Genomic DNA, 14,054 nt, shown 5'->3' with positions numbered 1-14,054 from the left:
CATCTTGATCTTTCTATTTCACTTAATAAATATCACATAGGAAAATTACAATCACCTGATTTTAAAGAAGATAGATATGAGATGAAGATAGAATGAAAGTTTAATCGCTTCAATATCTCGTTTGTTCCCGATTGGGACATTAATGACCTTATATATCAGTGGACAAGTAGGATTTAAACCCCGAATAATTGAATGATCACCTGAAAAAGCAAAAATTGAATCGACATTATCGTTATTAGACAGTTAAAACGAATTACTTCAATGTATTAAGTAACTTTTCGCAAACAAATTGTTGAAACAAGCACACCTAAAAATAAAAGGTTAAACGCTGGTTTATATTGATATAAAAAGGCCTTAGATTCTAATATAGATAGAGAAGAAGCAATTATAGATATTGCTGAAGATAAAAATTTGAAAAGGATAAGAAGATTAACTCAGATTTAATTCTTTGTACATTAACTATTTAATATATTAAAATTTAAAATAAATATTGAATGGTTGGGAATATAATAACTAAATTTTATAATAATATGATGAAAAAACTTTATTTATTGATTATTTTCTTTTTTCTATTTTATAGTAGTAAGTCTGCAATTGCCGAACAAAAAACTATTGATGTAAATCCTATTAAAGAAACATCAGTAGTGCCAGAAAAAAATACTCAATCTCAATATATTTCTTATGAAATGGTGAAAAATTTATCCTTAGATGATGCACTAGAAAAATTTCCTTCCTATGAAAAAGAAACATATATTTTAGGAACTGATGAAGGTCCAATAACAGAATTTAGGATAAGGCTGCTAATTATTTTCAAACCAGACGAAATTGAGCAGCAGGAAATTAAAATAACCGAAATAACTTGGCAAATTAATGCTGTAGAAAATTTAACAGTTTGGTATCACCTACAAAAGGAACAATGGCTACCTATAGATCATTATATTTGGCATAAAGATTCGCTGTTTTAATCTGTTAAAAAATAGTTTGCCACCAATGACGACCACTATCTACAATTTAATAAGAGATCCATTTTATTAGTAAATGGATCTTAACGCTAAATTATAGAATCAAAAATCAAGTATAAAAAATACTAGAACAACGTAGTTTATCTTATAATCCGAAATGCTTTACAAAGCGAATAGAACACGCCATCACTTTCAATTTCATCTTAATAAAATTCAATTATTCATTTTCAATCACGAGTTTGTAATCTTTTGCAATAATATCAAAAACATAATCATATGTTTGTAATACATAGTGTTTATGATCTTCGCTTATCTTAGAGGATATGCTGCCGTTTTTTAACTCTTGAATTAAACTAGAATTACAAACTAAATCAAAAGATGAATCTAATTTTTTTTCATTTATATAAAGATCTAATTCGCAACACTGATAATAAATAACACCAGAAAAAGAAAAAATATATGGAATAAAATGTTTGTCAGAATTTATACCCGTCAATGAGGAGCTAAATTCACCTTTAAAAATACAACAATATTCTGTACCAAATATCTGTCTAAATTCATCCAAATAAATAGCATCTCTGCCATAAATAATACCTATCTCTTTGGTCTTAATAGCTCTATATTCCATAATATTAAATCATCCAGTTTTTAATTTTTTATATTAACTTAATATTAACAAGCACAAAAGTGCAAAAGTCAGTAGATAAATTTTGCACTAACAGAACTCATTAGCTGTAGCCGATTGCATTATAGAAAATATAAAATTGTACATTTATAGGATTAAAGCATTTTATTCCTGCAAATTCCTAATCAACCAGAATAATTAAGTAAATACAAAAATTTTGCATATCTTTATATTTTTTGGGAATAAAACTTTCTAATCCAATTTTGGATGCTGATCAACCAGTTCTTGTCTTTTATTTTGTAGTTCTTCGATCTGTTGATCAATATCTTCTACTTCATCTTCAATAGAATCAAAATGTTCAGATAAGAGAGCTTTGGCTTCATAGCGATTAGCCGCAGTTGGAGTCGTACCGTGCAATGGTTTTTTAGCTGTTTCGTGCATTGCAAGACCAGTAATAACACCAATAAAACCTATCATCATTAAGTAATAAGCTGGCATAAATAAATTGCCGGTTGATTCAACTAACCATGCCACTAGTGTTGGTGTTAACCCTGCAACAATAATCGCAATATTAAAAATACTGGCAATGGCACTATAGCGAATATTGGTTGGAAACATTGCCGGCAATATTGAAGTGATAATTCCAGTAAAACAGTTTATGAACAACGCTAAAACAAATACTCCTAAAAAGACGAGTGGAATATGTTGGCTATTAATTAACACAAATGCTGGATAAGATAAAAGAAGTAAGCCAATACTACCAATCAATATAAAGGGCTTGCGACCTATTTTGTCACTTAATAAGCCAATTATGGGTTGAATAATTAACATCCCAACCATAATAGCGATAATAATTAGCAAGCCGTGCTCAGTATCATAATTTAGGTTATGTGCTAAATAGCTTGGCATATAAGTTAATAATAAGTAAAAAGACACATTAGTCACAATGATCAATCCAGCACAAATTAAGATATGTCGCCAATATTGGCTAATAATTTGTTTTAGCGCAGTAGTTGATGATGTTTCAGCTATGTCAGCTGATTGCCTAGCCTCAAGGTGCTGTTGAAAAGTTGGGGTTTCTTCTGAGATATGATGCAATATAAAGCTAATTATACCTAAAGGTAAAGCGATTAAAAATGGGATACGCCAGCCCCAACTGTACAAAGCCGACTGACTAAGTAGCATAGACAAAAATACTACTAGACCTGCCCCTAAAATAAATCCAACCATTGAACCAAAATCAAGCCAGCCACCAATAAAACCTCGTTTACGATCTGGTGAATATTCAGCAACAACCGTTGCTGAACCTGAATATTCACCACCTATTGAGAAACCTTGAGCTAATTTAACAATTAATAACAGAACTGGTGAGGTAACACCAATAGTTTCATAAGTGGGAATAAGCCCAATACCAAACGTACTTAATGACATTATCACTAAACTAATCGATAACACTTTTTGACGGCCAATATTATCACCAATTAAACCAAAAATAATGCCACCTAATGGGCGAATGAAAAAGGGAATCGAAAAAGTCGATAATGCAGCAATAATTTGCACACTAGGAGATACATGAGGGAAAAATATCTGTCCGATAATATAAGCCAAAAAACTGTAAACCCCAAAATCATACCATTCAATAGCATTACTAAAAGCCGATGCCCAAGTCGCTTTTTTTAATTGATTATCATCAATAATGGGAATATCAGTAATGTCTAACGGTTTATTATTCGTTTTATTCACTTTTGCCATAAAATACCGCCTTTTAAATTAATCAATATCAAGATTTAAATCCAAATAATTAACTTTAATTAGCTACTATGCCAAACAGCAGTAGTTATCATTACCCGACTTGACTTACTTATTGTTGAAAGTGTACGATTCTTATTAATAGAAGACCATATCACAATGATTGATACAGTAAAAAGATAAAATCGTAAAGTTGTAAAAATGTATAATAAGTAACACTGACAAATAATTAGAGTTATCTAAGTGACTAGATAAAGAATTAAGATAAAACTTTAATCACATATAATTGCAAATTTAGTTTTGTTTGTACGAATAATACTCCAAAGAGTATAACCAAAATTATATACCTAAAATCAGCAAAAATAACGCTCTTATCATACTATTTTATCATTTACTTTTTTAATCAAGTAATGGATGTCTATTGCTAGTAACCTTATCTATAATCCTTTAAAATAATATAACTTAAACTGATGAGGTATTCCCTATGCGTTGGAGAAACCAAAGAGAGAGTGATAACATTGAAGATCGCCGCTCACAATCAGGAAGTGATATTGGAACAAGGATTCCAATTGGTGGTAAAGGTAAAATTATTTTATTTATTGTCGTGTTAGTTGCTGGTTATTACGGCGTTGATTTAACTGGCTTACTGAATAGCAATCTGATTGATTTAGACGATACCACATCCATATCATCAACATTGCCTGTTGATAATAGTTCTATAAATAATAATGCAACTAAATTTACCTCAATTATCTTGGCCAGTACTGAAGATTATTGGAGTCAAGAGTTTCAACAATTAGGTAAAACCTATATTGCACCTAAATTAGTACTTTATAGTGGTGCAACTCGAACTGCTTGTGGCACAGGTCAAGCAATGATGGGGCCATTTTATTGTAATCTCGATCAAACGGTTTACCTTGATCTATCATTTTATCAAGAGATGAAACAACGACTTGGAGGCGGTGGTGATTTTGCTCAAGGCTACGTGATTGCTCACGAAGTAGGACATCATGTACAAAACTTACTTGGGATTTTTGCTAAGGTTGAACAATTAAGGCAAAATCAATCTAACGAGACCAGTAACCAGTTATCAGTCAAACTTGAATTACAAGCCGATTGTTATGCTGGATTATGGGGAAATGCCATGCAAAAACAGAATATTTTAGAAATGGGTGATATCGAACAAGCCCTAAATACCGTACAAGCAATTGGCGATGATCGCTTACAACAGCAAAATAATGGTTATATAATTCCTGATAGTTTTACTCATGGTTCATCAAAACAACGTTATAGTTGGTTTAAACGTGGTTTTGATAGTGGAGCAATTGATCAGTGCAATACATTTATTCAATAAGGAAATTAAAAAGGAAATAAGTATGTCGAAAAAATTAGTCAACCGAGTATTATTAGTTAATGATGATGGAATTGATGCACCAGGGATCCGAATTTTAAAAAGTATTGCTGAAAAGATCGCCAACGAAGTTTGGATAGTCGCACCAGTTGTCGATCAAAGTGGTGTTTCTTGTTCAGTTAGTTTGAAATCACCATTTCGCGTACAAAAGCGTAACCAAACAGAATATGCAGTTTATGGTACACCAGCTGACTGTTCGTTATTTGCCATCAAATCATTAATGGCGGCACAATTACCAGATTTGGTTCTATCTGGGATTAACAATGGTTCAAACTTAGGCTTTGAAACTGTATTATCTGGAACAGTTGGCGCAGCAATGATGGCTATGACACTCGGTGTGCCAGCAATAGCATTGAGTCAAGTGAGTAGTGAGGACAATATACCAACAGATTGGCATTGCTCAACTCATCTTGCTGAGTCAGTAATAAGGCAATTGCTATCCCTAACGACACCAAAGAATACTTGTTTTAATATTAATTTTCCTAATTGCCGAGCAGAGCAAATAAAAGGAATTAAAATCACCAAACAAGGGACTGCTGATGTTAGCAAATTTGTGGTTGCTGAAACACAAGATCCTGAAGGACATGAATATTTTTGGTTTAGAGCACAACGCAATCAAAATGTGCTTGATGATGATAAAGAGCTCGATGCAGCCAATAATGGCTATATCGCGATTACGCCATTACATTATGAACGTACTGATTACGACTTTTATCAACAAATAAAAGCTACATTTAATGTTTAACTTTTTGTTTGATGGAATTATTGCGTCTTCCTTGATTAGCTAAATAATCAGGAAGACGTAAAATATAAAGCTTTTGAAATTATTTCTTAACCAATGCACAAAAGACGAAAGAAATAGTAACCATCACTAAACCAATCCAATAAATTATTTCATGACCATACGCTTGTGATGCAAAACCTTGAATAATCCCAGCCAAAATAACACTACAAATAATGCCATTATTAAATAAAGTTGAAGCAACCCCCATTCGAGTTGGTAACAAATCTTGGAAATAGATAATACCAATATTGGCAACGATGCCAATAAATAGTGCGTTAAAAATCTGCAATACATATAACATGGTTGGGTCAGTGAATAAAATCATACCAACATAAAATAAAATTCCGCAAATGATAGCGATAAAAAATAGATTGCGCTTACCTAATGCTGGTACCATATACCCTGCAATTATCATTACTGGAATCTCAATCCCTGCAGCCAGCCCCATTAACGCACCAGGTAATGAATCAGAAAGATGCAATACCTTTTCAACATAAATTGGCATATCGATAATATACATCATATTAGCAGTCCACATAAAAATAGTAGAAAGTAGCAAACACATCACATTACGATTAGTAAAAATTGATTGATTAGCGGTAGCTAACTGACCAGGACTAAGTGAGCTGATTGACTTCTTTTCTACTGGTGGTAAAAAAACTGCTACTACAAACATGGATATGATAAACATCGACATCGCACATAAATACATTGAGGTAAAACCATAATGGATAGCTAAACCAAATGATAATGGCGGACCAATAACCCATGCCAAAGATAATTGCGCTCTAATCAATGAATTAAATGCAACGGCATTACGGCCACTTTTTTCAGCATATTCTCGCGCCATAGCAAAAACTTGTGGCATGGCAGCCGAAGCTAACGCTGCAAAAAATACGCCTAATGTAATTAATACATAATAGTTACGTGAATAAGCAAAAATCAGACTATTTGCTAATCCCATCAAGCAACAAAAAATAACAATCTTACGTCTGTCACCTTTGTTGTCTGAATATTTGGCTAACAAATAACTACCGATAATACTAGCTAATGCATTAATTGAGAAAAAGATACCTACCAAACGAGGATCAGCACCCACTTCAAATGATAAGAAACGACTTAAGGTGGGTGATTGCAATGCACCAGCCACACCAATAATAAATGTAGTCACTAAAAAAGCGCCAAAAATTACGCCCGATTTTCGAAGAGATGAAGAAGTCATAATAGGAACTTAACAATTTGATAATGTGTGATAATTATATCCCTAAAAGTAGTGTGAATATAGGCTTAAGTTAGATCATTAGCTAATTATTCAAGCAATAATTAATATTAATAATAAAAAAAATTTGTGCTAATCATTTTTTCACCATTAAACTAACCATTCTAGTTTGAAATCAAAAAACTAGTTACACCGTTATCCTTTCAATCGATTATCTCCAATTCATTACTTAACCAACTTTCTATGATTTTTTCTATAGTATTATTAAGGTGATAACTTAATTCAGCAATAAATTAGCTATCTTAAGTTAAACCTTGCTTAGGTAATTGCCAAGTTAATAAAAAAAGCAAATTGCTCGTAAGTAAGATGAAATTTATTAACTAAATCAAATTGCAAAATTAAACGATCAATACCATTAAGCTTGCCATCAAACGCAGAGAAAACAATTGTTATTGCACTGCTATTAGCTTTTTATATCATTGGATCTTCGCCAAACTAAATAACCACTTGAGTCAAAGTCGCCAGCAAATTTAAATCCTCATGACTTAGGTTTAGATTTCTTTTCTACTATAGAATGACTTTCTCTTTGATGATTAAATGATTGTAGTAATTAAGGATAACGAACAAGTTTTTTGAGAAAAGTTCCTAATTTTAATTAGAAAAAATTTAATATTTTTAATCTTTCAAAATCCCCGTTCCTCAAAATTTTTTAAACATTATTTCTATAAAAAATTTGAGACAAAGAAATTTCGGTATCTTAATCATCATTGAATAAATAGATAAGCGGCATGGTTTAGTAAAACTAAAATAATATATAAACTCGGTAAATTGCAGAAAACATATTAATAATTGAACCATTTTTTATAATTCAATTAATCTAGTATTTACTAAACCATGTATGATACCAATAGATTGATAGTAATCTCTTTATCAACAATAAGTTAGCAAATTTTTACTTTAATCGAATTGATTTAAATCAATTTTATTGACAAATCCTGAATGAATTCATAATCAATTTCAACAGAAAATATCTCGACAACAACAAAAATTCATGATTATTCCAATCTTTGGTTAGAAAACATCCATGTTAATTAACAAAAATACCTTTTTTTGTACTAATTAGTATAAATAATTTATTTTTTTTTACAATTTTAGTTTTAAAAAAATTGTTAAGATATGTAAATAAATTTCAAAATTACTATTCTATTTTCTTTATTATGTTTTACAAATTTAGTTAAAAAAGATTTCTTTTTGTATTTTTGAGTGTACAATCAAAATCATCCACAAAAAGAGGTAACGTTATGTTATATAATAACAAATCCACCAAAACTCACCATAATAATCACGACCATTGTCATGGAGATTGTCATAATATTGCTCATAATCATACACATAATTCCCAACATACTCATGAAACAAATCATGAACTGGCTATAGGACATTGTTGTGATGGGCATGATCATAATTCATCACAACAGTGTGAAATTGAAGATCCTCCCGAAGATCCTGAACGGAGCAGTCAAGATGTTAAGCTTACCTGGAAAATTCAGGGTATGGATTGCGCACATTGCGCAAGTAAAATCGAAAACGGTGTAAAAATACTACCTAATATAAATCAAACCAAAATAATTTTTTCTACTGAAAAGTTAATTGTTTTTGTTCCTAAGCATGATGATGCAGTAATAAAAATGATTGAAGACAAAGTCACGGAATTGGGATATACCCCAATTTTTGAATCAACCCCTAACCATGTTCATCACCACGAGCATTCACATAATTTTGATAAAAAAGCATTTATTCCGTTAGGTATTTTAGGCATATTAATTGTTATTAGTTATCTTATTTTGTTGATGAACCATACAGTTGGAGAGTATGCGTTTATAGTGACAGCTGTTATTGGGATAATCCCAATTTTGAAACAGGCTATGGTGTTAACCCGTAGTGGTACACCGTTTGCTATTGAGTCTTTAATGAGCATTTCGGCGATTGGTGCGCTGTTTATTGGTGCCGCCGAAGAAGCCACCATGGTCATCTTTTTATTTATGATAGGTGAAATGCTTGAAGGCTTCGCCACTAGTAAGGCCAAAAAAGGAATTTCGTCACTGGCAGAATTAATGCCTGATGAAACAGTGGTTATCATTGATGGTAAAAGAAAAACCGTTGCCAGTCATACATTAAAACCTGATGATATAATCGAAATTTCCTCTGGTGGACGATTACCTGCTGATGTTGTTTTGATTAGTGAACAAGCCAGTATTGATGAGAGCGCTTTAACTGGTGAATCAATTCCAGTTAATTACTTAAGTGGTGACAAAATTTTAGCTGGCTCGTTAGTGGTAGATAATACCATTCAACTTAAGGTAGTTTCGGAATCAGGACAAAATGCGGTCGATCGCATTTTGCAATTAATTGAAGATGCAGAGGATCGTAAAGCGCCAATTGAGCGGTTTATTGATAAGTTTAGTCGTTATTATACTCCAAGCATTACACTATTTGCTTTATTAGTGGTAATAATTCCACCATTATTGATGGGTGCAGACTGGTATACATGGATCTATCGAGGATTAACATTATTATTAATTGGTTGTCCTTGTGCATTAGTCATCTCCACACCAGCAGTTATTACTTCTGCTTTGTCTAGCGCGGCTAAATATGGGGTATTGATAAAAGGTGGTGCCGCACTTGAACATATTGGTTCAATTAAAATGCTGGCATTTGATAAGACAGGTACCTTAACCGAAGGTAAACCACAAGTAACAGATGTAATTAACCATCAATGTTCCATAGAACAGTTATTATCTATTGTTGCGGCTATTGAAAGCGGATCACATCATCCTCTTGCGAAAGCTTTAATTGATTATGTGAGGCAAAAACAGATCCCTTTTTACGAAGCAAATAATCGTAAGGCAATTGCTGGCGTTGGCATTCAGGGAGAGCTTGATCAACAAACTTATTTTGTCGTGTCACCAAATAAGATTGAAACAGTAGCAAACGCACTAAGTATTGAAGATCTGCAAACGATCAACCAACTTGAAGATAATGGTAAGACTGTAGTAGTCGTCACAACCGACCAACGATTATTGGGAATTATTGCTTTACAAGATGTACTACGAAATGATGCTTTGCCAGCTATCGGTGAACTTAAACAACTTGGTTTACAAACCTTAATGTTAACCGGTGATAATCAACGAGCAGCAAAAGCAATTGCAGGTCAATTGGGCATCGATTATCGTGCAGAGTTACTGCCAACTGATAAATTAGTAAAAATTGAGGAGATTGGACGCAATACACCAATTGCGATGATTGGTGATGGAATTAATGATTCCCCGGCAATGAAAGCTGCAACTGTCGGAATAGCTATGGGCAGTGGTACTGATGTTGCACTTGAAACTGCTGATGCAGCACTGACTAAAAACAGTTTATTAAGTTTGCCAATATTAATACGCCTAGCCCGTTTTGCTAATCGTAATATTAAACAAAATATCACTATTGCATTAGGTATTAAGCTGATATTTTTAATCACCAGCTTATTTGGCGTAACTGGACTTTGGTTAGCTGTGTTAGCCGATTCGGGTACCACCGCGATTGTTACCGCTAATGCCTTGAGATTATTAAGAGTTAAAAAATAACAAACAATTAAATGGTGCCCCATTACAATTAAATGGGGCTATTTTATACAGTGCTAGTCATCACTTCTTAATGAAATTTCCCCACCAATAAAAGTATTAGTTTTACCATTTTGTTCTAAGATTAATGCACCTTGTTCATTTATTCCTTTAGCAACACCACGAATGACATTATCACCAATTAATAATTTAACTGGACGATCAACAAAATTGTCGAGTCGTAGCCAATCATCAAGAAATGGTGCTAAACCATGTTGTTCAAAGTCAGTAAGTTTTGATGTTAAGTTCTTGACCACTTTGGCCACTAATAAATTGCGGTCAACTTTACCTAAGTTAGCCCATTTCTGATTAACAATATTAGGATCGGGATTAGTCATCATTAAATTGACACCAATACCAATAACAACATGAGCACAGTCACCTGTTTTACCAGCAAGTTCAACTAATATACCGGCAAGTTTTTGATCATCTAGATACAAATCATTAGGCCATTTAACTTTGATATCTTGACCAGAAATTGCCCTTAACGTATCAGCCATTACAATACCAACCACTAAACTCAGTCCCATAGCAGCAGCAATGCCCTGATCGAGTCGCCAATACATCGAAAAATAAAGATTACTGCCAAATGGTGCGAACCATTGACGCCCTCGCCTGCCTCGGGCTTTGGATTGAAACTCGGCAACACAACTGTCACCCGTTGTTAATCTTTCTATATTATTTAATAAATATTGGTTAGTCGAATCAATGATAGGCAACACTTCGACGTGACTATCTGCGCCATAATAGTTATCGATTTTAGTTTTATCGAGTAAGTCTATAGGTGATGCTAAGCAGTAACCTTTACCTTGTACAGAAGATAAGGTAATCCCCCACTCTCTTAGTACTTTGATATATTTGTTGATACCCGCACGAGTAATACCAAATAGATTAGCTAACTCTTCACCAGAATGAAACTCTCCATCAGCTAATATATTAATCAGCTTCAATGGATTTTGGTTACTGCGCATTAAATCCCTCACTTTTTGACTAACAATAAAACAACAAAATATAGTGAAATTATAGCAAAACTGATGAATAAATAAGTATTGCTTAACTTATCCATTATAAAGGCTATAACCGCTGGTGCAACTAAACTACCAAGAGTATTAGTTAATAACATCGCTTGATTCATTGATACAATTTCTTGTTTGCGTACACACGAACAAGCCCACGCCATAGATATTGGATAAATGGTATAAATGGTTGAACCTAATAAAATAATGGCTAATACGCCACAAACATTAAATATCAGCAAGCTACAAGCAAACATCATTAAGATTGATTCGACCAGTAGCACTATACGCCTTCCAAACTTGTCAGCACACCAGTTGGCAGGCATTTGAGCAATAACACCTGAAAGTATCAGCAATACCATCCAATTTGCTACTTGATTATCAGTATAACCTAAGTGAGAGTAGTAAGCAGGCATTAGTGAATAAAGTGATCCAATTAACATACCAGCAATAGCACAACCAATTAAACCAACTCGAGAAGGTTTGTATAATATCATTGGCATAATATTAAAACTGTTTTTTTTCTTTTTCGGCAATTTATAGTGGGTTAGCAATATAAATAAGATGGCTAATCCCATTAGTACGGTAATCACTAAACCAAAATAGAGTACGTCTTGCGGAAAATATTGTAGCAATGCTTGTCCTAATACAGTACCTAAGTAATAGGTAGTTAGATATACAGCAAGCATTTTTCCTCGGGTGCGTACTGTACCAGTGACTAAAATACAACTTTCAATCACAACCCAAGTGACAGCACAGGCAATACCAATAAAAAAACGCCATATTGCCCAACTGTAAAAATCCATAGAGAAACTTAAACCAATTGTGGCAATCGCAAAAATTATGCAACTGTAGGTATAAGTAAATCTGGCGTTAAATCGGCTAATAAACCAATTTGCCATAATCGTGCCAAGCAAGTTACCAGTGAAATAGCTTGAACCAACTAAACCTATCTGTCCAAGCGAAAAATCTTCACGGACTAGCCAAAGCGGCACTTGCGTATTGAGTGCCGATAAGGCAATGGTAACAAATAATAAACTTGTTAATAAAATAGGAAATGAATACGAATGTTTCATAGTTTTATTGTTTATAAGTAGTTTTATTATCTATAAAGCGTTTGCCACTTTATAAAAAGTTATCCACGTCAATTTCACCTGTCGAGCCCATAAATCGAATTTCTGGCGATAGGTGCACCGAGAACTTTTGTAATACTGCATCTTTGATATAACGCGCTAACGCAACTACATCTTGCGCTGTAGCATTATCTTTATTGACTAATACCAGAGCTTGTTGTTGATGAACTGCTGCACCACCAATTTGATAACCTTTTAAACCACACTGATCAATTAACCAACCAGCAGCTAATTTTATTTGATTATTTATTTGAGGATATATAGGCATTGATGGGTATTTTTCAAGTAGTTTATCAGCAAGTTTTTTATCTACCACGGGATTTTTAAAAAAGCTACCACCGTTACCGAGTACTTTTGGGTCTGGCAATTTACTACGACGAATCTCACATACTTTGTCGAAGATCATTTGGGCTGTAACATTCTGCGGATCAAAATTTTTTAATTCTCCATAAGTTAGCACTGGGGTCCACTGTTTTGGTAATTTAATTCCTACATAGACAACCGCATAACCTTCGGCGTATTTTTGTTTAAAAATACTTTCACGATAACCATATTGACCATCAGTAATGCGAATAATTTGACCAGTCGCAAATTCAAGCAATTCAACATAATCTGCTACTTTTTCAAATTCAACACCATAAGCACCAATATTTTGGATTGGTGCAGAACCAACACATCCAGGAATCAGAGCTAAGTTTTCAAGTCCAGAAATATTTTGGTTAATAGTTTGAGCAACAATATCATGCCAATATTCACCGGCACCAACTTTTAAATGCCAATGTGTTTGCGTTTCAGTAATAGTTAATCCTTTGATTCGATTAACAATGATTGTGCCAGCAAAATTTTCGGTAAATAACGTATTACTACCTTGCCCAATCATCATGATTGGCTGATTATTGGGGTTGTTTTTCCAAACTTGCATTAGTTGTTCAACTGTTGTGATAGTTTCAACTTGTTTAGCATAAACATCTAAGGCAAAAGTGTTAGGAATTTTTTGATTCATTAATAATGACCTTTTATAAAAACAGACTTTTAATTTTGTTTAAACCAATCTTATTTGGCATTTTTATGAATTATTCCATTTGTTTGATTAGTTTTAGCGTTTAAAAACATCAAATTAATGGCTTTATCAATTGCATATATGATATAGCTTCTTTATGCAATTGTATTTACTCTTCATTTAGTTACTATTTTAGCACAATGCAAAACGATCTTTTATTTATTAAAATTTTTTTACAGATCTTAATGAGTTACTTGAGCAAAAAAGTGCCAAAAGATTAAGCAAATAATCAAGTAATGTAGATCGATCTCTTTTTTGTTTTTTTTTATCATGTATTATAGTCAGCCAAGCGATCTTTTTTATAAATTGAGTTAAAATCTATTTTACTCAAACTAATGGTAAACGTTATTATTAAAAGGTTTTTAAAAAGCTGATAAATCAGTCATTGATCCTATTTTCTAAAGATCATGGCTTTAGATGGCTTAATAAT

10 protein-coding genes are annotated in these 14,054 nt (G+C 32.9%); 4 read left to right on the top strand and 6 right to left on the bottom strand.

Features of this window, described 5'->3' with window-relative positions; genetic code table 11:
- The first annotated feature begins 494 nt into the window (after positions 1 to 494).
- Positions 495 to 965, top strand: coding sequence for a hypothetical protein (locus H3S74_RS00845; protein ID WP_198246983.1), 471 nt, complete (start codon positions 495 to 497; stop codon positions 963 to 965).
- A 214-nt stretch (positions 966 to 1,179) separates the two neighbouring features.
- On the opposite strand, the gene H3S74_RS00840 is transcribed toward H3S74_RS00845, so the two are convergent.
- Together H3S74_RS00840 and proP are read right to left on the bottom strand one after the other, a co-directional pair.
- Positions 1,180 to 1,590: a hypothetical protein gene (locus tag H3S74_RS00840; RefSeq protein WP_198221802.1), complete on the bottom strand. Its 411-nt coding sequence runs from the start codon at positions 1,588 to 1,590 to the stop codon at positions 1,180 to 1,182.
- Positions 1,591 to 1,839: 249 nt separating this feature from the next.
- Positions 1,840 to 3,339, bottom strand: a complete 1,500-nt coding sequence (proP, locus tag H3S74_RS00835) for a glycine betaine/L-proline transporter ProP (RefSeq protein ID WP_198246982.1) — start codon at positions 3,337 to 3,339, stop codon at positions 1,840 to 1,842.
- Between the two features lie 481 nt (positions 3,340 to 3,820).
- On the opposite strand from proP, the gene H3S74_RS00830 reads away from it, so the two are divergent.
- Together H3S74_RS00830 and surE are read left to right on the top strand one after the other, a co-directional pair.
- Entirely contained in the window at positions 3,821 to 4,690 is an 870-nt protein-coding gene (locus tag H3S74_RS00830; protein WP_198246981.1) for a neutral zinc metallopeptidase, read from the top strand.
- A gap of 22 nt (positions 4,691 to 4,712) precedes the next feature.
- Positions 4,713 to 5,492, top strand: coding sequence for a 5'/3'-nucleotidase SurE (surE, locus tag H3S74_RS00825; RefSeq protein ID WP_198246980.1), 780 nt, complete (start codon positions 4,713 to 4,715; stop codon positions 5,490 to 5,492).
- 79 nt (positions 5,493 to 5,571) lie between these two features.
- Here surE and H3S74_RS00820 read toward each other — a convergent pair whose 3' ends face one another.
- The gene (locus H3S74_RS00820; RefSeq protein WP_110448257.1) at positions 5,572 to 6,753 is read right to left on the bottom strand and encodes a sugar efflux transporter; all 1,182 of its coding nucleotides are present in this window, start codon (positions 6,751 to 6,753) and stop codon (positions 5,572 to 5,574) included.
- A gap of 1,298 nt (positions 6,754 to 8,051) precedes the next feature.
- Between H3S74_RS00820 and H3S74_RS00815 the strand changes: the two genes are divergently transcribed.
- Positions 8,052 to 10,379 carry a zinc/cadmium/mercury/lead-transporting ATPase gene (locus H3S74_RS00815; RefSeq protein WP_198246979.1) on the top strand — a complete coding sequence of 776 codons (2,328 nt, stop codon included), beginning with the start codon at positions 8,052 to 8,054 and terminating at the stop codon, positions 10,377 to 10,379.
- Between the two features lie 53 nt (positions 10,380 to 10,432).
- On the opposite strand, the gene birA is transcribed toward H3S74_RS00815, so the two are convergent.
- Genes birA through murB form a run of 3 tightly spaced genes read right to left on the bottom strand, consistent with a single transcriptional unit; the run spans position 10,433 to position 13,567 of the window.
- Positions 10,433 to 11,386 carry a bifunctional biotin--[acetyl-CoA-carboxylase] ligase/biotin operon repressor BirA gene (gene birA, locus H3S74_RS00810; protein WP_198199219.1) on the bottom strand — a complete coding sequence of 318 codons (954 nt, stop codon included), beginning with the start codon at positions 11,384 to 11,386 and terminating at the stop codon, positions 10,433 to 10,435.
- Positions 11,387 to 11,394: 8 nt separating this feature from the next.
- Positions 11,395 to 12,507: an MFS transporter gene (locus H3S74_RS00805; protein WP_198246978.1), complete on the bottom strand. Its 1,113-nt coding sequence runs from the start codon at positions 12,505 to 12,507 to the stop codon at positions 11,395 to 11,397.
- Between the two features lie 49 nt (positions 12,508 to 12,556).
- Entirely contained in the window at positions 12,557 to 13,567 is a 1,011-nt protein-coding gene (gene murB / locus H3S74_RS00800; RefSeq protein ID WP_198246977.1) for a UDP-N-acetylmuramate dehydrogenase, read from the bottom strand.
- Between the last annotated feature and the right edge of the window lie 487 nt (positions 13,568 to 14,054).

The organism is Gilliamella sp. W8126 (genome assembly GCF_016102185.1).
In the GTDB taxonomy this organism is placed as follows: domain Bacteria; phylum Pseudomonadota; class Gammaproteobacteria; order Enterobacterales; family Orbaceae; genus Gilliamella; species Gilliamella apis_A.
This window is presented reverse-complemented; position numbering and strand designations above follow the sequence as displayed.

Excerpts from the sequence above, each read along its gene's own strand:
- H3S74_RS00815 (WP_198246979.1), top strand. The coding sequence starts at position 8,052 with ATGTTATATAATAACAAATCCACCAAAACTCACCATAATAATCACGAC.
- H3S74_RS00840 (WP_198221802.1), bottom strand. The coding sequence starts at position 1,590 with ATGGAATATAGAGCTATTAAGACCAAAGAGATAGGTATTATTTATGGC.
- H3S74_RS00845 (WP_198246983.1), top strand. The coding sequence starts at position 495 with ATGGTTGGGAATATAATAACTAAATTTTATAATAATATGATGAAAAAA.
- H3S74_RS00830 (WP_198246981.1), top strand. The coding sequence starts at position 3,821 with ATGCGTTGGAGAAACCAAAGAGAGAGTGATAACATTGAAGATCGCCGC.
- H3S74_RS00820 (WP_110448257.1), bottom strand. The coding sequence starts at position 6,753 with ATGACTTCTTCATCTCTTCGAAAATCGGGCGTAATTTTTGGCGCTTTT.
- birA (WP_198199219.1), bottom strand. The coding sequence starts at position 11,386 with ATGCGCAGTAACCAAAATCCATTGAAGCTGATTAATATATTAGCTGAT.
- murB (WP_198246977.1), bottom strand. The coding sequence starts at position 13,567 with ATGAATCAAAAAATTCCTAACACTTTTGCCTTAGATGTTTATGCTAAA.
- surE (WP_198246980.1), top strand. The coding sequence starts at position 4,713 with ATGTCGAAAAAATTAGTCAACCGAGTATTATTAGTTAATGATGATGGA.
- proP (WP_198246982.1), bottom strand. The coding sequence starts at position 3,339 with ATGGCAAAAGTGAATAAAACGAATAATAAACCGTTAGACATTACTGAT.
- H3S74_RS00805 (WP_198246978.1), bottom strand. The coding sequence starts at position 12,507 with ATGAAACATTCGTATTCATTTCCTATTTTATTAACAAGTTTATTATTT.